19 protein-coding genes are annotated in these 23,357 nt (G+C 67.2%); 13 read left to right on the top strand and 6 right to left on the bottom strand.

All coding sequences use genetic code 11. The features are described 5' to 3' along the window. Positions 1 to 2: 2 nt before the first annotated feature. From Q8M85_RS09720 to Q8M85_RS09705, 4 genes are read left to right on the top strand one after another with little or no spacing between them, the layout of a single operon-like run. Positions 3 to 845 carry an iron-sulfur cluster assembly protein gene (locus Q8M85_RS09720; protein WP_305543578.1) on the top strand — a complete coding sequence of 281 codons (843 nt, stop codon included), beginning with the start codon at positions 3 to 5 and terminating at the stop codon, positions 843 to 845. A 39-nt stretch (positions 846 to 884) separates the two neighbouring features. Continuing rightward, complete coding sequence (gene groEL, locus Q8M85_RS09715) at positions 885 to 2,516, top strand: chaperonin GroEL (RefSeq protein ID WP_305543575.1); 1,632 nt, start codon at positions 885 to 887, stop codon at positions 2,514 to 2,516. Between the two features lie 27 nt (positions 2,517 to 2,543). Beyond that, positions 2,544 to 3,587 carry an NAD(P)-dependent alcohol dehydrogenase gene (locus tag Q8M85_RS09710; RefSeq protein ID WP_305543572.1) on the top strand — a complete coding sequence of 348 codons (1,044 nt, stop codon included), beginning with the start codon at positions 2,544 to 2,546 and terminating at the stop codon, positions 3,585 to 3,587. 47 nt (positions 3,588 to 3,634) lie between these two features. Then, positions 3,635 to 4,111 (top strand): BLUF domain-containing protein, encoded by a 477-nt coding sequence (locus Q8M85_RS09705; protein ID WP_305543569.1) that lies wholly within the window; start codon positions 3,635 to 3,637, stop codon positions 4,109 to 4,111. 43 nt (positions 4,112 to 4,154) lie between these two features. Here Q8M85_RS09705 and polA read toward each other — a convergent pair whose 3' ends face one another. Next, on the bottom strand, positions 4,155 to 6,992 hold the full coding sequence (polA, locus tag Q8M85_RS09700; protein WP_305543566.1) for a DNA polymerase I: 2,838 nt from the start codon (positions 6,990 to 6,992) through the stop codon (positions 4,155 to 4,157). Between the two features lie 51 nt (positions 6,993 to 7,043). Continuing rightward, the gene (locus tag Q8M85_RS09695) at positions 7,044 to 7,709 is read right to left on the bottom strand and encodes a DUF2459 domain-containing protein (protein WP_305543562.1); all 666 of its coding nucleotides are present in this window, start codon (positions 7,707 to 7,709) and stop codon (positions 7,044 to 7,046) included. 444 nt (positions 7,710 to 8,153) lie between these two features. Between Q8M85_RS09695 and Q8M85_RS09690 the strand changes: the two genes are divergently transcribed. Continuing rightward, complete coding sequence (locus Q8M85_RS09690) at positions 8,154 to 8,606, top strand: GNAT family N-acetyltransferase (RefSeq protein ID WP_305543559.1); 453 nt, start codon at positions 8,154 to 8,156, stop codon at positions 8,604 to 8,606. A gap of 3 nt (positions 8,607 to 8,609) precedes the next feature. On the opposite strand, the gene Q8M85_RS09685 is transcribed toward Q8M85_RS09690, so the two are convergent. The 3 genes from Q8M85_RS09685 to Q8M85_RS09675 all read right to left on the bottom strand — a co-directional run bounded on the left by Q8M85_RS09685 (position 8,610) and on the right by Q8M85_RS09675 (position 10,295). Then, entirely contained in the window at positions 8,610 to 8,795 is a 186-nt protein-coding gene (locus Q8M85_RS09685; RefSeq protein WP_305543557.1) for a zinc-finger domain-containing protein, read from the bottom strand. Positions 8,796 to 8,938: 143 nt separating this feature from the next. After that, positions 8,939 to 9,715 (bottom strand): hydroxypyruvate isomerase family protein, encoded by a 777-nt coding sequence (locus tag Q8M85_RS09680; protein ID WP_305543554.1) that lies wholly within the window; start codon positions 9,713 to 9,715, stop codon positions 8,939 to 8,941. Positions 9,716 to 9,722: 7 nt separating this feature from the next. Beyond that, positions 9,723 to 10,295, bottom strand: a complete 573-nt coding sequence (locus Q8M85_RS09675) for a DUF1285 domain-containing protein (protein ID WP_305543551.1) — start codon at positions 10,293 to 10,295, stop codon at positions 9,723 to 9,725. A 234-nt stretch (positions 10,296 to 10,529) separates the two neighbouring features. Here Q8M85_RS09675 and Q8M85_RS09670 point away from each other — a divergent pair, with 234 nt between their 5' ends. The 5 genes from Q8M85_RS09670 to Q8M85_RS09650 all read left to right on the top strand — a co-directional run bounded on the left by Q8M85_RS09670 (position 10,530) and on the right by Q8M85_RS09650 (position 18,672). After that, the gene (locus Q8M85_RS09670) at positions 10,530 to 11,534 is read left to right on the top strand and encodes a MoxR family ATPase (protein WP_305543549.1); all 1,005 of its coding nucleotides are present in this window, start codon (positions 10,530 to 10,532) and stop codon (positions 11,532 to 11,534) included. 2 nt (positions 11,535 to 11,536) lie between these two features. Continuing rightward, positions 11,537 to 12,418 carry a DUF58 domain-containing protein gene (locus Q8M85_RS09665; RefSeq protein ID WP_305543958.1) on the top strand — a complete coding sequence of 294 codons (882 nt, stop codon included), beginning with the start codon at positions 11,537 to 11,539 and terminating at the stop codon, positions 12,416 to 12,418. Then, a complete protein-coding gene (locus tag Q8M85_RS09660; RefSeq protein WP_305543546.1) occupies positions 12,419 to 15,205 on the top strand; it encodes a DUF4159 domain-containing protein in 2,787 nt (928 codons plus the stop codon). Continuing rightward, a complete protein-coding gene (locus tag Q8M85_RS09655) occupies positions 15,202 to 17,271 on the top strand; it encodes a hypothetical protein (RefSeq protein WP_305543544.1) in 2,070 nt (689 codons plus the stop codon). The genes Q8M85_RS09660 and Q8M85_RS09655 overlap by 4 nt, the downstream gene beginning before the upstream one ends. 66 nt (positions 17,272 to 17,337) lie before the next feature. Beyond that, positions 17,338 to 18,672, top strand: a complete 1,335-nt coding sequence (locus Q8M85_RS09650) for an NAD(P)/FAD-dependent oxidoreductase (RefSeq protein WP_305543541.1) — start codon at positions 17,338 to 17,340, stop codon at positions 18,670 to 18,672. Here Q8M85_RS09650 and Q8M85_RS09645 read toward each other — a convergent pair. Beyond that, the gene (locus Q8M85_RS09645) at positions 18,640 to 19,329 is read right to left on the bottom strand and encodes a DUF599 domain-containing protein (protein ID WP_305543540.1); all 690 of its coding nucleotides are present in this window, start codon (positions 19,327 to 19,329) and stop codon (positions 18,640 to 18,642) included. The genes Q8M85_RS09650 and Q8M85_RS09645 overlap by 33 nt on opposite strands. A gap of 83 nt (positions 19,330 to 19,412) precedes the next feature. Between Q8M85_RS09645 and Q8M85_RS09640 the strand changes: the two genes are divergently transcribed. The 3 genes from Q8M85_RS09640 to glcF all read left to right on the top strand — a co-directional run bounded on the left by Q8M85_RS09640 (position 19,413) and on the right by glcF (position 23,274). Next, positions 19,413 to 20,846 (top strand): FAD-linked oxidase C-terminal domain-containing protein, encoded by a 1,434-nt coding sequence (locus Q8M85_RS09640; protein WP_305543537.1) that lies wholly within the window; start codon positions 19,413 to 19,415, stop codon positions 20,844 to 20,846. A 62-nt stretch (positions 20,847 to 20,908) separates the two neighbouring features. Further along, the gene (locus Q8M85_RS09635; protein ID WP_305543534.1) at positions 20,909 to 21,988 is read left to right on the top strand and encodes an FAD-binding protein; all 1,080 of its coding nucleotides are present in this window, start codon (positions 20,909 to 20,911) and stop codon (positions 21,986 to 21,988) included. Further along, positions 21,988 to 23,274, top strand: coding sequence for a glycolate oxidase subunit GlcF (gene glcF, locus Q8M85_RS09630; RefSeq protein ID WP_305543531.1), 1,287 nt, complete (start codon positions 21,988 to 21,990; stop codon positions 23,272 to 23,274). Before Q8M85_RS09635 ends, glcF begins: the two co-directional genes overlap by 1 nt. Positions 23,275 to 23,357: the final 83 nt, after the last annotated feature.

Here is a 23,357-nt window from a genome sequence, read left to right as displayed (position 1 = left end):
CCATGCCAGACGCGCCACGTCTCCCCGCAGAGTTGCTTGCAGAACCCCCTCTTGAGCAGGTCTGGGCGCGGCTGGACCTGGTGATGGACCCCGAACTTGACGAGGCCGTGACGGATCTCGGTTTTGTGGAGTCGGTGTCCATCACCCCTTCCTTGCACCACGACGACCCCCGGGAGGTGCAGGTCAGCTTCCGGCTGCCGACCTACTGGTGTTCGCCCAACTTCGCGTTCCTGATGGCCGAAAGCATCAAGCGCGAGGTCGAGGTTCTGCCCTGGGTCGCGCGGGCCGTGGTCACGCTGCACGACCACATGGCGGCCGATGAGATGAACGCGGCGATCAACGCCGGCCGCAGTTTCGGGTCGGTGTTCGAGGACCTGCATCCCGGCGAGGACCTGAGCGCCCTGCGCGAAAAGTTCGACCGCAAGGCGTTTCAGCGGCGTCAGGAAGTGGTGATCAAGGCGCTGCAGGCGCTGACCTATTCGCCGGAATGGCTGGTCGACATGACCCTGACCGAGCTGGAGGCTGTCACGTTTCAAGACCCCGAAGATGCCCGCCAGACCGGGCGCTATCTGGCGATCCTGAAGGCCAAGGGGTTGGCCCGCCAGCCCTCGGACCGCGCCTTGCCGGACTATGACGGCGTACCGCTGACCGCAGAGGGCTTTCGCACCTACATGGAGCTATTGCGGTCGGTGCGCATCAACATGGAATTCTCGGGCTCGCTGTGCCGGGGATTGAAAGCCACCCGCTACAAGCAGGCCGACCTGTCGGGCGAGGTGCCGGTCCTGGTGGACTTCGTGCCCGCCGACCTGCCTGACGGCGCCAACTCGATCAGAACATTCCACTAAGAGCCCCCGGGCCCCGGTATTTGCGCGCAGGAGAAGACCATGCCGAAACTGATGATTCACGGAAATGACGCCCGCCGCGCCCTGGCGCATGGGGTGCAAAGGCTAAGCGCCGCAGTCGAATCCACCCTGGGTCCGATGGGAATGAACGCGATGATCGACCGACCGATCGGCACGCCGCTGATCAGCCGCGACGGGGTCTCCATCGCCTCGGAGATCGAGCTTTTCGACCGCTTCGAGAACATGGGCGCCCAGGTGGTGCGTGAAGTCTCGATGCAGACCAATGATGTGGCGGGCGATGGTACGACGACCTCGATCGTGTTGGCGAACGGGATGATCCAGCAAGGCGTTGCGTTGATCGACAAGGGCGCGAAGCCGGTCGAACTGTGCCGTGGCATTGCCCTTGCGGTCGAAACCACGACCTCGGCGCTCCGCTCGGCGTCAAAGCCCGCCACGGATGATGCGCTCTTGTCCGCCGTGGCTCGGATCAGCGCCTCGGACGTCGACCTGGGGTCGCTGGTCGCCGAAGCCTTCCGCCGGGTCGGCGCGCAGGGGGTCATCACCACCGACTACGGCACCGGGAACGTCTCGACCCTGGATGTCGTGGACGGAATGGCCTTCGACCGGGGCTACATCTCGCACCACATGGTCACCGACCTTGATGCGATGCGGGCCGTGGTGGAGAACCCCTATATCGTCCTGACCGACATCAAGATGAAGACCGCGAGCCAGCTGGAGGCGGCCAAGGCCATCGCCGCCGCGGACAAGCGCCCGCTGGTGATCCTGTCCGAGGAAACCTCGCCCGAAGTGCTGATGACGCTTCTGGGCAAGGACGGCCCCGGCAAGTTCCTGGTCGTCCACCCGCCCGAGTTCGGCCATTGGCGCCGCAACATGATGGAGGATCTGGCGATCCTCACCGGCGGCAAGGTCCTGTCGCGGGATCTGGGTGACTGTCTGGAGGCGATCACCCGCGACGACATGGGCGGGGCCGACCGGATCGAATCCACCCAGTCCGACACGAAGATCATCCGCGGTCACGGCGACGCTCAGGCCATCGCAGCCCGCCGGGCGCAGGTCCAGCGGCTATATGAACTGGCACCGCCCAATGTCGACAAGGACAAGCTGCAGGAACGGCTGGCCAAGCTGTGCGGCGGGACGGCGACGATCCTGGCGGGGGGTGTGACCCCGGTCGAACAGAAGCGCACGATCCAGCTGATCGAGGACTCGCTGAACGCCGTCCGCGCGGCGGCCGAAGAGGGTGTGCTGGTCGGCGGCGGGGTTGCCCTTGCGCGGGTCGCTCCGGCACTGGCGACGCTGTCGCAGACCGTCACCGGCGACATCCGCAAGGGGGTGGAACTGGTCCAGTCGGTCCTGACTCTGCCCTTGGCGCGGATCGCCTTCAATGCAGGCGCGGAACCGAATGACGTGGTCAGCAAGGTCAGCGCGATGACCGGCAACCAGGGCTACAACGCCGCCACCGGCCGGTTCGAGGATTTGATGGTCGCGGGCGTGGTCGATCCGGTCCGGGTGACCTGCGCCGCCCTTATGAACGCAGGCTCGGTGGCAACGCTGATCCTGACCACGGAAACCCTGATTGCCGATCTCAAGGAAGACGAGGACCCGACTGCAGGCGGGGCCCTGGGGGGCGGTGCGGAGAAACTTGGGCGGAAATGACCACTTGCGACCAGAAAGGGCGCTGACATGAAAGCTGCCAGACTTTACGAATACGACCCCGCGATGAACGTTCAGCTGAAGATCGAGACGGTCAAGGCCCCGACGATCATGGGCCCGAACGATGTCATCGTGAAGGTGGGGGCGGCGGGTCTGTGCCGCACCGACCTGCACATCATCGAGGGCGTCTGGAAGGACATCATGGACCAGGGCGGCAACCTTCTGCCCTATATCATGGGCCATGAGAACGCCGGCTGGGTCGAGGATGTCGGGTCGAACGTCACCTCGGTCAAGCATGGCGACACGGTGATCTGCCACCCGCACCGGACCTGCGGCATCTGCCTCTCATGTCGCTATGGCGACGACATGCACTGCGAACACAGCCTCTTTCCCGGCCTTGGCCTGGACGGAGGCTTTGCGGAATACTTTCTGACCTCAGAGCGCAGCCTGATCAAGCTGAACCCCAACGTGACGCCCCTGGACGTGGCCCCGATGGCCGATGCGGGCATCACCGCCTACCGGGCTGCGAAGAAGGCCGCGAAAAGCCTGCGGCCGGGGGCGTATTGCGTGATCGTCGGTGTGGGCGGCCTGGGTCACATCGCGCTCCAGTGTCTGCACGAAATCTCGGGCTGCCGGATCATCGCGGTCGACCGCGAACCGGCGGCGCGCACGCTGTGCAAGGAGCTTGGCGCGGATTTCGTCCTGGATGGGGGGCCGAACATCGTCGAGGAGATCAAAGAGATCACTGGCGGCGGTGCGCAGGTGGTGATGGATTTCGTCGGCGAGCTTGGGGTGGAGAACCTGTGCTGGAAGATGGTCCGGCCCGGGGGCGAGCTGATCATGATCGGCTATGGCGGCAAGATCGAGGTTCCGACCGCGCATCTGGTGATCAACGAGATCAACATCGGCGGCAGTCTGGTCGGCAACTACACCGAACTGGTCGAGCTGATGGAGCTGAACGCCGACGGCAAGGTCAAGATGCACTACGCCCAGTACAGTCTGGACGACATCAACCTGGCCCTGGACGACTTCAAGAACCGCCGCTTCGCCGGACGCGGGGTCATCGTGCCCTGAGCGACGCACGCCACGGGCAGACACAATCGCGCATGGGGGAGTGAGACATGGGCACCGAGACCAAGACTGCCGAGCCGGCTGCCACCACCGGCCCCTGCTTTCGCCTGATCTACCGCAGCCACAGTCGTTTGCCTGCAAGCGACGCCGCCGCACTGGCCGAGATCCTGAAGGTCGCGCGGGTCAAGAACGCCAGCCTTGGGATCACCGGGGCGCTCATGCTGTATGATGACTGGTTCGCCCAGGTGCTGGAAGGACCGCAGGCCGCCGTCGAGACTCTGTTTGCGCGGATCAAGGCTGATCCCCGCCACGACGCGATCCGGCTGACCGAAGCGGGGCCTGTTCCGAAACGCCAGTTCGAGAAATGGGCGATGGCGCTGGTGGCCGAGCATCATGAACCCGACATGCCGATGGTCGCCACCACCGGCGGTCTGGCGCAGGGTGCCCCCTGGCGCGTCTCGCTGGAGCAGGAGGCCATCCTGACCCGCCTGCGCGACCTGACGCGGGGATACGGCCGCAGCTCTTAGCCGCTGTCCCTGGTCTGCGTTGCCCTCTGGTCTGGGCCGGGCGTCAATGCGCCTCGGCCCAGTTTCGGCCCTTTCCGGCTTCGACAGCAAGGTGGACATTCAGGCTGACGGCGGGGGATGAGGCGCTTTCCATCACCTCCTTGGCGATGGGGATCAGGCGGTCGGCGTCGGATTCGCTGACCTCGAACAGCAGTTCGTCGTGGACCTGCAGGAGCATCTTTGCGTCCAGTCCGGCGATGGCCTGCGGCATGCGGATCATGGCGCGACGGATCACGTCGGCGGCGGTGCCCTGGATCGGCGCGTTGATCGCGGCGCGTTTGGCAAAGCCTGCCCCCGGCCCCTTGGCGTTGATCTCGGGTGTGTTGATCTTGCGGCCGAAGAGGGTCTGCACATGGCCATTGGCTTGGGCGAACTTCACCGTGTCGGTCATGTAGCCACGGATGCCAGGGAAACGTTCGAAGTAGCGGTCGATGAAGCCCTGGGCTTCCGCGCGCGGAATCCGCAGGTTGCGGGCAAGGCCGAAACCGGAAATGCCGTAGATCACGCCGAAATTGATCGCCTTGGCCTTGCGGCGGATGTCCGAGGTCATCTGGTCGAGAGGGACGTTGAACATCTCTGAGGCTGTCAGGGCGTGGATGTCGATCCCGTTCTCGAAAGCGCGGCGCAGTTCCGGGATGTCGGCGATGTGGGCCAGGATGCGCAGTTCGATCTGGGAATAGTCGAGCGACACCAGAACCCGACCGGCGGGGGCCACGAAAGCCTCACGGATGCGGCGGCCTTCCTCGGTGCGGACGGGGATGTTCTGCAGGTTCGGGTCAGTGGACGCCAGCCGCCCGGTGTTGGCCCCGGCGATGGAATAGGAGGTGTGGACCCTGCCCGTGCCTTCGTTGATCGCCAGTTGCAGCGCGTCGGTGTAGGTGGATTTCAGCTTGGCGATCTGTCGCCAGTCCAGGATGCGGGCGGCCAGCTGTGCGCCTTGCGGATGGTCTTCCAGGGTGGTGATGTCTTCCAAAATATCGGCGCCGGTGGCGTAGGCGTCTGTCTTGCCCTTGGTGCCACCGGGGATCTGCAGGCGATCGAAGAGGATCTCACCCAGTTGCTTTGGCGAACCGACGTTGAACTTCTCGCCCGCGACCTGGTGGATCTCCTCCTCCAGCTGGACCAGCTTTTGGGCGAAGGCGTTGGACATCATCCGCAGGGTGTCGCGGTCTACCTGGATGCCGGTCATCTCCATGTCGGCCAGGACCGGGACAAGCGGGCGTTCCAGCGTCTCGTAGACGGTGGTCACCCGGGCGCGGTGGAGTTGCGGCTTGAAACGCTGCCAGAGGCGCAGGGTGACATCGGCGTCTTCGGCGGCGTAGCAGACAGCTTCGGGGATGCCGACCTTGTCGAAAGTGACCTGGGATTTGCCAGAGCCGAGGAGGGTCTTGATCGCGATCGGGCTGTGGCCGAGATAGCGGTCGGAAAGTTCGTCCATGCCGTGATTGTGCAGGCCCGCGTGCATCGCGTAGGACATGAGCATGGTGTCGTCGAAGGGCGCGATGCGGATGCCGAGACGGGCGAAGATCTTCCAGTCGTATTTCATGTTCTGGCCGATCTTCAGGATCGACGGGTCTTCCAGAACGGGCCTGAGCGCGTTCAGCGTTTCGGTCACGGTCAGCTGATCGGGCGCAAGGGCTGTCGCGCCGAAAAGGTCGCCGCCGCCGGTGGTGTGGGCGAGGGGGATATAGGCCGCCTTGCCGGGATCGACGGCCAGCGAGATGCCCACAAGTTCCGCGCGCATCTCATCAAGGCTGGTGGTTTCGGTGTCGATGGCGACGTGGCCGACCTCGCGGATGCGGTCCAGCCAGCGGGTTAGGGTGGCCATGTCACGGATACATTCATAGGCATTGGTGTCGAAGGGCAGGTGCGGCTCGTCGCGCGCCTGCGGCTTCTCCTCGCGTGGGGTCGCGACCTGAAGCTGGGTCGTGTCTGGCATCGACGGCGGGGCGATCCCCAGCTTGTCGGCGACGCGCTTGGTCAGGGTGCGGAATTCCATCCGGGTGAGGAAGTCCATGACCTTGTCGGGTTCCGGCAGGCGGATTTCCAGGTCGTCCAGCGTCACGTCCAGGGGCGTGTCGCAGTCCAGGGTCACCAACTGGCGCGAGATGCGGATCTTGTCGGCATTGTCGACCAAGGCCTCGCGGCGCTTGGGTTGCTTGATCTCGCCGGCGCGGGCCAAAAGCGTATCAAGGTCGCCGTATTCGTTGATCAGCAGGGCCGCGGTCTTGAGGCCGATGCCGGGCGCGCCGGGGACGTTGTCGACGCTGTCGCCAGCCAGCGATTGCACGTCGATCACCCGGTCGGGGCCGACGCCGAACTTCTCCATCACTTCGTCGGGACCGATGGCGCGGGATTTCATCGGGTCGAACATGTCGACGCCGGGGCGGATCAACTGCATCAGGTCCTTGTCCGAGGAGATGATGGTGCAGGTCCCCCCCGCCTCGACCGCGCGGCAGGAAAGGGCGGCGATGATGTCGTCGGCCTCATAGCCTTCCGTCTCAAGACAGGCGACGTTGAAGGCGCGGGTCGCCTCGCGGGTCAGGGGAAACTGCGGGCGCAGGTCTTCGGGCAGGTCGGGGCGGTTGGCCTTGTACTGGTCGTAGATCGCGTTGCGGAAGGTTGTCGCGGAATGGTCGAAGACCACGGCAAGATGGGTCGCGGCCTTGCCGTTCGTGGTGGCGCGGGACAGCTCGTTCCACAGGATGTTGCAGAAGCCCGCGACAGCGCCCACCGGCAGGCCGTCGGACTTGCGGGTCAGCGGCGGCAGGGCGTGGTAGGCCCGGAAGATATAAGCCGAGCCGTCGATAAGGTGCAGGTGGTGGCCGGTGCCGAAGGTCATGGTCGTCTCCCGAGTCTGGTCGAAAGTATTGGCAGAACGCGGCGGCGAGGGCTACCCGGTTTGGCCCGTAAGGCTGGCAAGCGACAATCGGACGGACCAGTTGGTGGGGGTCCAGAGGCCGAAGGGGATGCCCGAGGCGCGCAAGGTCTGGCCCAGCCAGACGTTGCAGGTTCGCAACAGGTGAAAGTGACCGCGGGCGGGAAAGAAGGCGTCCGAGCCGGTGAAGCCGGGGTGGTTCAGCTTCGTTTCGCTGGCAAGGGCGGTGGTGGTTTCGCCGAGAAGCGCCAGGAATTGCGCCTCGGAAAGCTGGAGGAAGCGCAGGTTTGGCAGCGGCGGCAAGGGGCCAAGGGCATCAAGCCGGATCACCGCGTCATCGCCCGTGGCGGCGGTCAGGATGGCGGTGGCGGTGATGTCGGCATAGGTCCCTGCGGTGGTGTAAAAGGCGGCAGACCCCCAGCCGAAGACCAGCCATTCGGCCTTGGGGTGGTTCAGGGGAACACCAGCGGGTTCGGCAAAGGCGAAGGCGGCGCGGGTCTCGGGGGTCACCGGAAAGAGGATGTCGGTGTGGATCGGGCCCTGCAGGAGGCCAACCTGTCGCGTGATGGGGCCAGAAAGGTCTGGCCCGGGGCCGGGGATCAGCGGCAGGATCACCGAGGCGACAAGATAGATAGCCGGCAGCGCCAGCGTCAGAAGGATCAGGCGAAAGGCGCGGCGCATCAGGTCTTCCGGGATTGCATCGGGCCCGATGCTGACATGGGATGCGCGCGGGCAAAAGGTGAGGAGGTCCGTAATGCGGACGTTCGGATTTGCGCTAAGTGGGCTGGTCCTGGGGGCTGGACTTGCCCTCCTCAGGACCAGGGCATCCACCTGATCGGCGTCCTGTTCGCAGCATCGCCGCCTGGAGCGGTCCCTGGTCTGGTGATGGGCCTTTTTTGGCGCGGCTGACCAGGGCGCCAGGGGCTTGACGGACCCTCTGCGCCAGCGCATGTTCGGCCCATGCTGCATCTGATGATCCCTGTCTCGTTTTATTGGACCTGCGCCACATAGGCGGCAGGGCAGCGTTTCACGACCGAAACCAACTCCCACCAAGCCGCCCGCGAGGGTTTGGCCAGTTGGTTCACAGGTTCCCCCTCGCCGGCCCCCCCGCGAAGGAAACCGAAGATGACCACCCCCCATATCACCGTCCGGCCTGCAACGCCGGAAGACCTGCCCGAAACCCACCGGATGCTGATCGCCCTGACGGCGCAGTCCGGTGGCGCGGCACCCATCACGCCGCCGATACTGGCGCGGATCGTCGAAGGTCGCGCCTCCCGGCTTCTGGTCGCCCACCTGCCCGGCAGTCCGCAGCGCCACCCGGTCGGGTTCGTGCTGCTGCTGGTGGGGCGCAACATGGTTGCGGGGGCGGAGTGGGGGTTCGTCGAGCAGCTGTACGTGCAGGAGCCTGACCGCCAGCGCGGCATCGGGCGGGCGCTGCTGGCGGCGGCGCGGGAAGCGGCGGCCAAGGCAGGGTGTCAGGGCGTGACGGTCAGCTCAAGGCCCGAGACGGACGGGCCAGCGCTGGTCTGGCGGGCGTTGGGGGTGGACAGTCTGGAGCCGCGATTTGCCGCGGAGTGATCCCTAGTGGTCGTCGTGGGCGTGGTCGCGGTCGATCACGTAGCGCTTGTCGCAGTAGCCACATTCGACCCAGCCGGTGTCCTGGGGGATCGTCAGCCAGACGCGGGGGTGCCCCAACGCGCCCTCGCCGCCGTCGCAGGCCACTTTCCAGGTGGTGACGGTCTGGGTCTCGGGGGCTTCGGTGGGCATGGGCAGGGTCCTTTGCAAGTCCGCTCTGCCTTTTAGCGGCGGAGAGGCCGGGGGCACAAGAGGGATGCGGGATGGGGCAGGCCGCCCGGCAGGCGGGGCGGTGGGCGAACCTGCCTGACGGCAGAACCGCCCACCCTACGCGGTCACCCGCCGATCAGCACCCCGCGCGATTTCAGCGCCGCAAGCCAGCCCAGGCCCTGCGAGGTGCCCTTCGCCGGACGGTACTCGGCAGCGATCCAGATCCCGGGGCAATGCGCGTCGATCTCGTCGCAAAGGTCGGGAAGCGAGAAGCCCCCGCCGCCCGGTTCGTTCCGGGCCGGGAACCCCGCGATCTGGACGTGGTTGATCCGGTGTCGCTGGTCCTGCCACACGGCCCCTGCGTCACCGTGCAGGCGGGCGGCGTGCCACAGGTCGAACTGCAGGCCGATCCGGGGATTGGCGAGATCGTCCAGGATGCGGGCGGCCTGGTCGTAGTCGTTCAGGAAATAGCCCGGCATGTCGTCGGGGTTCAGGGGTTCGAGGCAAAGTGTCAGCTCCGGCGCCTCGGCCAGGGCCCAGGTCAGGTTCTCGACATAGCATTGTTCGGCCTGCGGACCCTTGGCGACCCCGGCCATGACGTGCACCCGGTCGGCCTTCAGCCGGGTGGCGTATTCGGCGGCGCGCAGGAAGCTGTCGCGGAAGCGCAGCTCCATCCCCGGGACGGCGGCGAAGCCCCGGTCCCCGCTGGCCCAGTCGCCCGGGGGGGTGTTGATCAGGGCAAGCGGCATCCCGTTCAGGGCGCGTTCCCAATCCGCCATCGGCGCGTCATAAGGGAAAAGCACCTCGACCCCGTCGAACCCGCAACGCTGTGCCCAGTCGGGGCGGTCAAGCGTCGGAACCTCGGTGAAGAGCAGGGTCAGGTTGGCTGCGAAACGGGGCATGTGTTGTTCAGGGCAATTCCGACGAAGGGATGACCGGGAAGAACTGCCCCGAGGACCATAGCCCGAACCACTTATGCCCGTCATGCACCTCATGGCAACCCAGATCGATCAGCCGGTAAAAGGATTTCCGGTCGATCAGCGCCCAGAGATTGCTGCGGATCAGGATATAGGGCGAGGGCTCGCCCGTCTTTGGGTCGCGCTCGACCCGCAAGGGGTGGCCGGGACCAAGGGTTGCCACATCCTCGGTCTTCGTGGTGAAGGTCAGGATCTGCTCCTGACTGTCGCCCGCCCGGTCGAAGTCGATGGCCAGAAGCGGGGCGTCGTCGACCGTGATCCCCACCTTCTCGACCGGCGTCACAAGGAAGTAGTCGTCGCCTTCGCGCTTCAGGATCGAGGAGAAAAGCTTGACCAGCGGCGCGCGACCGATGGGGGTGCCAAGGTAGAACCAGGTGCCGTCGCGCGCGATGCGCATGTCGATGTCGCCGCAGAACGGCGGGTTCCACAGGTGGATCGGGGGCGGGCCTTTCTGTCCGGCGGCATTGGCGGCGGCGGCAAGTGTGTCGGCGTTCGGTTTTGTCATGCGCGCAATGTAATGGCCTTGGGGCCGGGTGCAACGGGGTGCCGGGTCCGGGGTTGCGAGGTTCCGGTCGGGCCTGGCAAATCTTTTCGAAAAGATCTGCAAAAGCCTTCGAAGGCTTTTGGTCCCGGTGACGCGCCTCTCACGATCATTTGTGTCAAGTCGCCTTTTGCCATTTGTGCCCGCCGGGATACTTCGCTTTACTGGCGGGAATGGACCCTGAAGGGAGCTGAAGGCATGGCCGACACCAAGGCGCTGGTCGCGGAAATCGAGGCGCTGGGCGCCACCCTGGGGCAGGCGAAGGCCTCGATCAACCGCCGCTTCATCGGGCAGGAGAAGGTCGTGGACCTGGTCCTTGCCTCGATGCTGTGTGGCGGTCATGCGTTGCTCGTGGGTCTGCCGGGCCTGGGCAAGACCCGGCTGGTGGACACCCTCGGCACGGTGATGGGCCTCAAGGCCAACCGCATCCAGTTCACGCCCGACCTGATGCCCGCCGACATCCTGGGGTCCGAAGTGCTGGACACGGCAGGCGATGGCAGCCGCGCCTTCCGCTTCGTCGAAGGCCCGATCTTCTGCCAGCTGCTGATGGCGGACGAGATCAACCGCGCCTCGCCACGGACGCAATCCGCGCTGCTGCAGGCGATGCAGGAGAAAGAGGTCACCATCGCCGGCCAGCATCGGGCACTGGGCAAGCCCTTCCATGTCCTTGCCACCCAGAATCCGATCGAGCAGGAGGGGACCTATCCCCTGCCGGAAGCGCAGCTTGACCGCTTCCTTGTGCAGGTCGACGTCGAATACCCGACGCGCCAGACCGAACGCGACATCCTGATCGCCACGACCGGGGCCGAAGAGGCCGAGGCCCACCAGGTCTTCACCGCCGAAGGCCTGATCGGCGCGCAATCGGTAATCCGCCGGATGCCGGTGGGCGAGCAGGTGGTCGAGGCGATCCTGGACCTGGTGCGCTCTTGCCGTCCGGGCGAGCCCGAGGGGCGTGACCTTGCCGACAGCCTGTCCTGGGGGCCCGGACCCCGTGCGGCGCAGGCACTGATGCTGACGGTGCGGGCGCGGGCGCTGCTGGATGGTCGGCTTGCGCCCTCGATCGCCGATGTGGCGGATCTGGCGCAGGCGGTGCTGGTGCACCGGATGGCGCTGTCCTTCGCCGCCCGCGCCCGGGGCGAGACGCTGGCCGGGATCATCGCCCGCGTCACCCAGCGCACGCTCGGGCTTGAGGCCGCGGCGTGAGCATAGCCCCCCAGCCAGCGACCGGCGACCTGCGCTCGCGTGCCGAGGCGCTTGGGCAGACCCTGCCGCCCCTGCTGGCCGAGGCCGAGATGCTGGCCTCGACGGTTATGATGGGCGAGCATGGCCGCCGCAGGGCGGGGCTGGGGGACGAGTTCTGGCAGTATCGCCCGGCGCATCAGGGCGATTCGGCGCGGATGGTTGACTGGCGGCGGTCCGCGCGCAGTGACGCGCATTTCGTGCGTGAACGCGAATGGCAGGCGGCGCAGTCGGTGACGATCTGGGTCGATCCGGCCAAGTCGATGGGCTTCAGCGGCGACAAGTCCCGCGCGCCCAAGTCGGATCGGGCCAGGCTTCTGGGTCTCGCGTTAGCGGTCCTGCTGCTGCGCGGGGGGGAGCGGGTCGGACTGGCGGGCCTGGCCTCGCCCCGTGCGGGCCGGACGCAGCTCTTGCGGCTGGCGGCGCGGCTGTCCGGCGATGAGGCCGAGGCGGACTTTGGCGCGCCCGAGACCGAAGGCATGGTCAGCCACGGGCGCGCCGTGTTCCTGTCCGACTTTCTCGGCGACCTCTCCGGGATCGAGGCCGGGTTGGCCCGCGCCGCCGACCGGGGGGTGAAGGGCGTCCTGATCCAGATCCTCGACCCCGCCGAAGAGGAGTTTCCCTTCGACGGCCGCACGATCTTTGAATCGATGGGCGGCACCATGCGGCACGAGACCCAGCGTGCGGGCGATCTGCGGACCCGCTATCTGGCGCGGCTGGCGGAACGCAAGGACCGGCTCGCCGGGCTGTCCCGCGCTGTCGGCTGGCACTTCACCACCCATCACACCGGCCATCCGGCGCAATCGGCGCTGCTCTGGTCCTATCTGGCGCTGCAGGGGGGGCGGTAGATGTTCACCCTTGGCCCCATCGGTTTCGCAGTCCCCTGGCTTCTGCTGGCGCTGATTGCGCTGCCGATCCTGTGGCTTCTGCTCCGCGCCGTCCCGCCCGCGCCGATCCGGCGGCGGTTCCCCGGCGTGGCGCTCTTGCTGGGCCTGAAGGACGAAGAGGCCGAGACGGACAAGACGCCTTGGTGGCTGCTGCTGTTGCGGACACTTGCCATCGCGGCGGTGATCATCGGCTTTGCCGGGCCGGTCCTGAACCCCGACGACCGCGCACCGGGCACCGGGCCGATGCTGATCGTCGTCGACGGAGGCTGGGCCGACGCCCGCGACTGGCCGCAGCGGCTGGCGAAGGTCGAGGCGCTGGTGGCCGAGGCAGGCGTGCAGGGCCGTCCTGTGGCGCTGCTGCGGCTGACCGACATGCCGGGGGCGGTGGATTTCCAGACCTCCGAGGCCTGGGCCGGCCGGGCGGCGGGGCTGCAACCGCAGGCCTGGGCGCCCTCGGGCTTCGCTGACTGGGCCGATGCGCTGCCCGAAGGGAATTTCGAGACGACCTGGCTGTCCGACGGCCTCGTGCATGACGGTCGCGACGTGCTGCTGACTGCGCTGCAATCGCGCGGCGAGGTCCGGGTGATCGAGAACATCCGCGTCGTCTACGGCCTGCACCCGCCACGGTTCGAGGACGGCAAGGTCGTCGTCTCGGCCAGCCGGATGCCTGCCGGTGAGGCGGGCGCGGTCGAGGTCGTGGCGCAAGGCCCCGACCCGGCGGGGATCGAGCGTGACCTGGGTCGGGTGACCCTCGCCTTCGAGGGTGGGGCGGCAACCGCAGAGGCCGCGATGGACCTTCCGCCCGAACTGCGCAACCGGATCACCCGTTTCGTCCTGGAGGGCCAGCGCACGGCAGGGGCCGTCAGTCTGGCCGACGACAGTCTCAAGCGCCGCAAGATTGCGCTGATCCAAAGCGGCGCGGACGAAGAGACGCTCCAGCTTCTGTCGCCCTTGCACTACCTGCGGCAGGCACTGGCGCCCACGGCAGACATCATCGACGGAAACCTCAAGGACACCCTTCTGGCCAACCCCGACGTCGTGGTTCTGGCCGACGTTGCCGAGATTGCCGGGGCCGAACGCGACGCTCTGCTGGACTGGGTCGAAAACGGCGGCCTTCTATTGCGCTTCGCCGGCCCGGTCATGGCCGCCAGCGACGTCAGCCGCGTCGGTGAGGACCCGCTGATGCCGGTCCGGCTGCGCGAAGGCGGGCGCACTGTGGGTGGCGCGATGAGCTGGGGGGAACCGAAGGCGCTGGCCCCTTTCCCGGAAGGCTCGCCCTTCTTCGGGCTGACCGCGCCGCCGGACGTCGTGGTGCGCGAGCAGGTGCTGGCGCAACCCGATCCCGACCTTACCGAACGCACCATCGCAGCACTTGACGACGGCACGCCGCTGATGACCCGCAAGGTGATCGGCGGCGGGCAGGTGGTGCTGGTCCACGTGACCGCCAACGCCGAATGGTCATCGCTGCCGCTGTCGGGGTTGTTCGTGCAGATGCTGGAGCGGCTGGCGGTGTCGACCAAGCCCGCCCAGCCCGAAGCTGCCGACCTCTCCGGCCAGACCTGGTCGCCGGAAGTGGTTCTGGACGCCTATGGCTCGACCTCGGACGCGGGCGAATTGCCGGGGGTCGAGGGCGAGGCTCTGGCGACGGCGATTGCCGAGGGCCCAAGCCAGGCCTTCCGCCCCGGCCTTTACGCCGGGGCCGACCGCCGCGTCGCGCTGAACGTGATGGCCGACGAGACCACGCTTGACCCCGCCATCTGGCCGCAATCCGTGCCCGTTGATCGGTTGGAAGCGCGGGCGGTCCAGGCCTTGAAGGGCGATTTCCTGACCTTTGCCGCAGTCCTTCTATTGCTGGACGTGCTGGCCGCCCTCTGGCTGGCCGGTCGGTTGCGCGGGATCGCGCGCGGCTCGGCGGCAGTGCTGGCGCTGGCGCTGCTGGCCGCCATGCCGCGCGAAGCTGCGGCGCAGGACACCCCTGCTCCGACCGACGATTTTGCCATCGAGGCAACCACCTCCGTTGTCCTTGCCTATGTGCTGACCGGAAACCCCCAGGTGGACGAACTGTCGCGGCAGGGTCTTCTGGGCCTGTCCGACAAGCTGTGGCAGCGTACCTCGATCGAGCCGATGATGCCGATGGGCGTGGACATCGAAACCGACGAACTTGCCTTTTTTCCCTTCCTTTATTGGCCCGTGGTGGTCGGCGCGGCAGAGCCCTCGGATGCGGCCTATGCCAAGCTGAACCAGTATCTGCGGACCGGGGGGATGATCCTGTTCGACACCCGCGACGCCGACCTTGCGGGCTTTGGTGGCGGCACCACGCCCGAAGGCCAGGCGCTCCAGGTCATCGCCTCGGGCCTGGATATCCCTCCGCTGGAGCCGATCCCGCTGGACCACGTGCTGACCCGGACCTTCTATCTGCTGCAGGACTTCCCGGGCCGCCACCCCAGCGGACAGGTCTGGGTTGAAGCCGCGCCCAACGCCGATGCCGTCGCCGCGGAAGGGATGCCGTTCCGCAACCTCAACGACGGGGTGACGCCGGTGGTGATCGGCGGCGCGGACTGGGCCTCGGCCTGGGCGACGGATGATATCGGCGTGCCGCTTGTCCCGATCGGGCGCGGCTTCGCCGGCGAACAGCAGCGCGAGATTTCCTACCGCTTCGGCATCAACCTCATCATGCATGTGCTGACCGGCAACTACAAATCCGATCAGGTCCATGTCCCGGCACTTCTGGAAAGGCTGGGCCAATGAGCGCCTCTGTCGTCTTCGCCCCGCTGATGTCCCTCTGGCTGGTCTATGCGCTGGCTGCGGCCGCCGCTCTGCTGGTGGCGCTTGCTTTGTGGCGCGGGCTTTCTGGCTGGTGGATTCGCGCGCTGGCCCTTGGCGCCTTGGTCCTTGCTCTGGCAAACCCGGCTTTGCAGGAAGAGGAACGCCAGACCCTGTCCGACATCGTGATCCTGGTCGTTGACGAAAGCGCCAGCCAGGCCCTTGGCGACCGCAAAGCGCAGACCGAGGCCGCCATCGCCTCGGTCGAGGCCGAGATCGCGCAGATGCCAAACACGGAACTCCGCGTCCACCGCCTCGGTGACGGGGACGAGGATGCCGGGACGCTGGCCATGACCGCGCTTTCGGAAGCCCTGGCCGAAGAACCCCGCGCGCGGGTCGCAGGGGCGATCTTGCTGACCGATGGCTGGGTTCACGATCTGGGCGTCGTCCCGAACCTGCCCGCGCCCTTGCAGGTCCTGCTGACCGGGGAAGAAGCCGACTGGGACCGCCGGATCGTCGTGAAGAACGCCCCGGCCTTCGCCATCATCGGCGAGGAGTTCCAGCTTGCGCTGCGGATCGAGGACGTGGGCGCGGCTCCGGCGCTGGGGTCTGAGGTGCAGCTCACCATCGCCGTCGATACCGAGGAACCGGCAAGCTACACCGTTCCCCTGAACCAGGACCTGCAATTGCCGGTGACCCTGCCACACGGCGGCGCGAACGTGCTGCAGTTCAGCGTAGAGCCGGTGGACGGCGAGATCACCGACCGCAACAACGCTTCGGCCGTGCAGATCAACGGCGTGCGCGACCGGCTGCGGGTGCTTCTTATCAGTGGCGAGCCGCATGCCGGCGAACGCGTCTGGCGCAACCTTCTGAAATCCGATGCGGCAGTGGACCTGGTCCACTTTACCATCCTGCGCCCGCCGGAAAAGCAGCATGGCGAGCCGGTCGATGAACTCTCCCTCATCTCCTTCCCGACGCGCGAGCTTTTCGTCGAGAAGATCGAAGAATTCGACCTGATCATCTTCGACCGCTACCGGATGCGGGGCATCCTGCCGATGTCCTACATCGAGAACATCGTCACCTATGTCCGGGGTGGCGGCACCGTCCTGGTGGCGGCTGGACCGGAATTCGGTGCGGTGGACAGCCTTTACCGCTCGCCGATGGCCGAGATCCTGCCGGTTGCACCGACAGCGCAGGTGGTCGAAGAGGGCTACCGCCCGGAGCTGACCGACCTTGGCCGCCGGCATCCGGTGACCGAGGGGCTGGAGGCCGAGGCCCCCGAAGGCGGCTGGGGCCGCTGGTTCCGGCTGATCGAGGTCAAGCAGGTTGCGGGCCAGGTGCTGATGTCCGGCCCGCGCGACCTGCCGCTTCTGGTCCTGAACCGGGTCGACCAGGGCCGGGTTGCGGTGCTCGCCTCGGACCACGCCTGGCTTTGGGGCCGGGGCTATGAAGGCGGCGGGCCGCAGCTCGAACTTCTCCGCCGCCTTGCGCATTGGATGCTGAAAGAGCCGGAGCTGGAGGAAGAGACCCTGACGGCGGACGTAGCGGGCGATGCGATGACCATCACCCGCCGGACCCTGGCCGAAGCGGAACCCGGCCCTGTCACGATCACCGGCCCCGATGGCGCGGTGACCGAGCTTGCCATGCCACTCGCCGCGCCGGGCCGCTATGAGGCTGTGTTCCAGGCACCCGTTCTGGGGCTTTACCGGCTGGAGCAGGGCGAACTGACCCGCGTGATCGCCGTTGGCCCCGCGACGCCGCGCGAATTCGTCGAGACGATCGCCTCCGGGACGGACCTGGCACCCCTTGCCGAAGCGACGCGGGGTGGCGTGACGCGGCTGGAGCCGGGCAATCCCGATATCCGCAGCGTCGCCGAGGGCCGCGTCGCCGTGGGTCGCGGCTGGATCGGCATCACCCCGCGCGAGGCCTACCTCACGACCGAGGTCAACGTCGTGCCCTTCCTGCCCGCCTGGGCCTGGCTTCTGATCGCCGCTGGCCTTGCCGTGGTGGCCTGGCTGGTCGAGGGCCGCAAGGGCGCCAAGGCGGCCTGACCGGGCGCTCGTCCCTTCCTTCGGTCGGTCCTCGCAGACGCCAGCGAAGAGCGACCGAAGGAAGCGATGAGCGCTTCGAGCAGAGCCCGGCCCTTGGCGCGAATCGCTCTTCTTGCCATCCTGTCCGCATTTCAGGCGGAGGATTTCAGGATGACGGATGTCGATGTGGTCATCGTGGGCGCGGGCTGTGCTGGTCTGGCCGCGGCCAAGCGGCTGCGTGCCGCAGGTCTGACCTTCCAGGTGATCGAGGCGATGGACCGGATCGGCGGGAGGGCCTGGACCACGACCACCGATTTCGGCGTCCCTTTCGACATCGGCTGCGCCTGGCTGCATGCCGCCGACCGCAACCCCTTCTTCCCCGAGGCCGTCGCTGCAGGCTGGACCTTGCAACATCACGAGATGGCGCTGGATCACATCTGGTTCGGTCGCCGCAAGGCCACCGACGCCGAGATGGAAGCCGAACGGCGGGCCGAGGCCGAGCTTGCCGCCTGCATCGAACGTCACAAGGGCGAAAGCGACCGGCTGTCCACCCTGGTCGAGGCGTGCCACGGCCTGCGGGTCAGCGCGACTTTCGCCGGCCCGATGGACTTCGGGGCCGACGATGACGAAATCAGCGTCACCGACTACCGCGCGGCGGCAGACCTGGACCCGAACTACTTCACCCGGGAAGGCTTCGGCGCGCTGATCCACCGCTGGGGCGCGGATGTGCCGGTCACGCTGGGGACCCCGGTCAAGCGCATCCGCTGGGATGGGCCGGGGGTCGAGGTCGAGACAGCGCAGGGCACGATCCGGGCGAAAGGCGTGATCGTCACCGTCTCGACCGGGGTCCTGGCCTTCGAGGACATCACCTTCACCCCCGACCTGCCAGACAGCCATCTGGAGGCGATCTGCGACCTGCCGATGGGACTTCTGACCAAGATCCCGGTGCAGATCAAAGGCACGCGCCTTGGCCTGAAGCCCTTCGACGACGTGCTGATCGAACGCCACGCACGGCACGACCTTTACTTCCTGGCCTTCCCCTTCGACCTGGACCTGATGGTCGGCTTCGTCGGCGGCGACTTCGCCTGGGAGATGGAGGCGGCAGGCCGCGAGGCGGCGGTGGATTTCGTCACCGACCGGCTGGTGGACATCTTCGGCTCCGACGTCCGGGGTGCGGTCACCCACGGCACCATGACGAACTGGAGCGCCGAGCGCCACGTCCGGGGAGGATACGCCGCCGCGCGGCCCGGCAAGGCCCACGCCCGCGAGGTGCTGAAGGACCCGGTTGGCGAGCGGATCTGGTTCGCCGGTGAGGCCCTCGCCGGGGGCCTGAAACAGACCGCCGCCGGAGCGCGGCTCTCGGGCGAGGCGGTGGCGGGGCAGGTGGCTTTACGGCTCGCGCGCGAGTATGACCCGGCGTGAATGGCTGGCGAATTCGCGCCGCAGAAGGATGCCGGTAGCCAGGACGGTGCCGGTCAGAAATCCCCAGGGGCCAAGCAGCCATCCCAGCGCGGCAAGGGCGAAGTAGATCGACTTCAGGCCCCGGTTGAAGCTGCGCGCGGCGGTGATGTTGATCTCGGCTGCCTGACCGGCGCGGTGGAAGGCCAGGGGGTGCTGGGGGTCGTTCGGGACGGCGGCCATCAGGATCGAGCAATAACCGAACAGCCGGTGCGCCCAGACGAACTTCAAAAGCGCATTGGCCAGGAACCCGATCACCGGCAGCATCTTCAGCGCGACCTCGGGCCCCGGCCCGTTCAACGGCAGCTCCTCGGTCAGCCTTTGCACCGCCGCGGCATTGCCGATCAGCGCGACCCCGCCGCCGATGGCAATCATGCAGGCGCTGGCGAAGAAGGCCGTGCCTTGGCGCAGGCTGTCGATCAGTGTCGCGTCGAAGATCCGCGGCTCGCGGGTAACGAAGGTCCGCATCCAGTCGCGCCGGTACTCCTCCATCAGCAGCGATACCGACGGCAGGCTGCGGGGTGGATGTTCACTAAGCCAGCCCGAAACGAGCCACGCCAGGATCAGACCGGCCAGCAGGATCAGGTCAAGCGTCGGGAGGCTGCCAAGGTCCATCGTCATGCGCGAAGACTAGGGGCGGGGATTCTTCTTGTCAGCAGGGCAAATTGGTTATATTTCTTTACCAGTCAGACGGGAGATTGCCGATGGACATGCCAGCGCCCGACCAGGGGGTCATCGCCCGCAAGGCGCGGATCGTGGCGCGGCTGCGTGCCGTCCTGCCGCCCGACAGCGTGATCGACGCGCTTGCGGAACTGCGTGTCTACGAATGTGACGCGTTGACCGCCTACCGCTGCCCCCCGCTCGCCGCTGTCCTTCCGCGCACGACCGAAGAGGTTTCCCGCGTGCTGCGCGTCTGCTGGGAAGAAGGTGTGCCGGTGGTGCCGCGCGGGTCGGGGACGTCGCTCGCCGGTGGCGCAATGCCGACGGCGGACAGCGTGATCCTTGGGGTTGCCCGGATGAACGCGGTGATCCAGACGGACTACGACAACCGCTTCATCCGGGTGCAGTCGGGACGGACGAACCTGTCGGTTTCCGGCGCGGTCGAGGCCGAGGGGTTCTTCTACGCGCCTGACCCCTCCAGCCAGCTGGCCTGTGCCATCGCCGGGAACATCGCGATGAATTCGGGCGGGGCGCATTGCCTGAAATACGGGGTGACGACGAACAACCTTCTGGGCGTGACGCTGGTGAAGATGGACGGCACCGTGGTCACCCTGGGCGGGCCCTGGGGGGAACCGGCGGGGCTGGACCTCTTGGGCGTCGTCTGCGGGTCCGAGGGCCAGCTGGGCGTGGTGACCGAGGCATGGCTGCGCATCCTGCCAAAGCCGGAAGGGGCGCGGCCGGTGCTGGTCGGCTTCAATTCGAACGAGGTCGCGGGGGCCTGCGTCAGCGACATCATCAAGGCCGGCATCCTGCCGGTCGCCATCGAGTTCATGGACCGCCCCTGCATCCGCGCCACGGAAGCCTTCGCCAAGGCCGGGTACCCCGATTGCGAGGCGCTCCTCATCATCGAGGTCGAGGGGTCGGAGGCCGAGATCGCCGAACAGCTGGGCCGCATCCGCCAGATCGCGCTGGCCCACGACCCGGTGGAGTTCCGCGAAGCGGCGGACGAGGACCAGGCCAAACGCATCTGGCTGGGACGGAAAAGTGCGTTCGGTGCGATGGGGCAGATCAACGACTACATGTGCCTGGACGGCACGATCCCGGTGTCGTCTTTGCCCCATGTCCTGCGCCGTATCGGCGAGATGAGCCGCGAATTCGGTCTGGACGTCGGCAACGTCTTCCACGCGGGTGATGGCAACATGCACCCGCTGATCCTGTTCAATGCGAACACGCCGGGGGACCTGGAGCGCTGCGAGGCCTTCGGGGCCGAGATCCTGAAGCTTTGCGTCGAGGTTGGCGGCTGTCTCACGGGTGAGCACGGCGTCGGCATCGAGAAACGCGATCTGATGTCCGTGCAGTTCGCGCCCGCCGACATGGAGGCGCAGATGCGGGTGAAGGATGTGTTCGACCCGAAGTGGCTTCTGAACCCGGCTAAGGTGTTTCCGTTGGCAAGCAGCGCGACGCGGCGCGCTGGCTGAACCCGCCGGGGGCGCTGCCCCCGGACCCCCGGGATATTTCTGCAAAGATGAAAGGCAGGTCGATGCGGCCTTCGAGTGAAGCGGAACTGGCAGAGGCGGTGGCAGGGACCTTGGGTCCGCTTCTGGTGCGGGGCGGCGGGACGCGGACGCTGGGACATCCGGTGGGCGAGGTCCTGGAAACCGGCGGCCTGTCGGGGGTGGAGCTTTACGAACCCGGCGCGCTGACGCTGGTGGTCAGGGCCGGAACTCCAGTGGCGGAAGTGGAACGGGTGCTGGCAGGGGAACGGCAGCGGCTGGCCTTCGAAGTGCCGGACCTGCGCGGGCTCTTGGGGCGCGTCGGGGTCTCGACCATCGGCGGCGTGCTGGCGGCCAACGCCTCGGGCCCGCGCCGGGTGCAGGTGGGCGCAGCGCGGGACGCGGCGCTGGGGGTGCGCTTCGTCGACGGGACCGGGACCGTGGTCAAGAACGGCGGGCGGGTGATGAAGAATGTCACCGGCTATGACCTGGTGAAGCTGCTGGCGGGGAGCCTTGGCGTGCTGGGTGTGCTGAGCGAGGTCAGCTTCAAGGTGCAGGCCGTGCCCGAGGCCGAAGCGACGCTGGTGATCGAGGGGCTGGGGGACGAGGCGGGGCTGGCAGCCTTGCGGCTGGCGTTGGGCTCACCCTTCGACGTCTCGGGGGCGGCACGACATTCGGGGCGATCGCTGGTGCGCGTCGAGGGAATGGCCGGGTCGGTGGCCTATCGGGTGAGGGAGCTGACCGCGCGGCTTGGCGGCGAGGTATCGGTCGTCGAGGCCGAGGGCTCGGCGGCGCTCTGGCGCGCGGTGCGCGACGTGTCGCCCTTGCAGGGCAAGCCGGGCGATGTGTGGCGGATTGCCACCCTTCCCACCGCCGCCGCGGAGATCGTGGCGCAGCTGGAAGGCGAGGCCGTATGGGACTGGGGCGGCGGTCTGATCTGGCTGCTGTTGCAGCCGGCCAGGGGGGCGCAGGTCGCGGCGGCCGTCGCAGGGCGGGGCCATGCCACGCTGGTTTGCGGTCAGGGCGGCCCGGTCTTCCCGCCCGAGGCACCGGAAGTGGCAGCGCTGGTCGCTGGCGTGAAGGCGAAGTTCGATCCGCGCGGGATCCTGAACCGGGGCATGATCTGATGCAGACGAACTTCACGCCCGAACAGCTTGCCGATCCCGGGATCAAGCGGGCCAACGAGATCCTGCGGTCCTGCGTGCATTGCGGCTTCTGCACCGCGACCTGCCCGACCTATCAGGTGCTTGGCGATGAACTCGACAGTCCCAGGGGCCGGATCTACCTGATCAAGGACATGCTGGAGGCCGGTCGCCCGGCGGACGAAAAGACCGTCAAGCACATCGACCGCTGCCTCTCGTGCCTGGCCTGCATGACCACCTGCCCCTCGGGTGTGCATTACATGCACCTCGTCGACCACGCGCGTGCGCATATCGAAAGGACCTACAGGCGGCCCTTCATGGACCGGCTTCTGCGCGCGGTTCTGGCGCGGGTGATCCCCTATCCGGGGCGCTTCCGGCTGGCGCTGCTGGCGGCCAAGGTCGGCAAGCCCTTCGCCTGGATGATCCCCGACGCGCGTGTCCAGGCGATGCTGCGAATGGCGCCGAAGACGATCCCACCCGTCAGTCGCAACGACGACCCCCAGGTCTTTCCCGCCCAGGGCGAACGCCGTATGCGGGTCGCGCTGATGACCGGCTGTGCGCAGAAGGCGCTGAACACCGACATCAACGATGCCACCATCCGGCTTCTGCGGCGGCTGGGCTGCGAGGTCGTGGTGGCCGAGGGCCAGGGCTGCTGCGGGGCGCTGACGCATCACATGGGCAAGGAGGACCTGTCCCATGCCCATGCCGCCGCCAACATCCGCGCCTGGATGGCCGAGAAGCGCGCCGGGGGGCTGGATGCCGTCATCATCAACACCTCGGGCTGCGGGACGACTGTAAAGGACTACGGCCACATGTTCCGCACTGACCCGTTGGCCGGGGACGCGGCGACGGTGGCCGGATTGGCCAAGGATATCAGTGAAGTGCTGGTCACACTTGGCCTGCCGCAAGGCGCGCCGAAGGGCCTGCGCATCGCCTATCACGCTGCCTGCAGCCTGCAGCACGGCCAGCAGATCAAGTCCGCGCCGAAGGACCTTCTGAAACGGGCCGGTTTCGAGGTCGTGGAGCCCGCCGACAGTCATTTGTGTTGCGGCAGCGCCGGGACCTACAACCTGCTGCAACCCGAAATCAGCGCCGAGCTCAAGCGCCGGAAGGTGCAGACGCTGGAGGCGAAATCCCCTCAGGTGATCGCGGCGGGCAACATCGGCTGCATGATGCAGATCGGCTCGGGCACCGAGGTTCCGGTCGTGCATACGGTTGAACTCCTCGACTGGGCCACAGGCGGGCCGAAACCGCGCGCGCTTGACGTCTGAGCCCTTGCGCGACGCCGCAAATCCGCCAAAGTGCCAGTCTAACGAAGCGCAGGTGTAGCGCTGATGGCTGCGCGGAAAGGGGA

Origin of the sequence: Tabrizicola sp. (assembly GCF_030694085.1) — a bacterium.
Classification (GTDB): Bacteria; Pseudomonadota; Alphaproteobacteria; order Rhodobacterales; family Rhodobacteraceae; genus Tabrizicola.
Note: the sequence above shows the minus strand (reverse complement) of the source record. Positions and strands in the feature narration are given on the sequence as shown.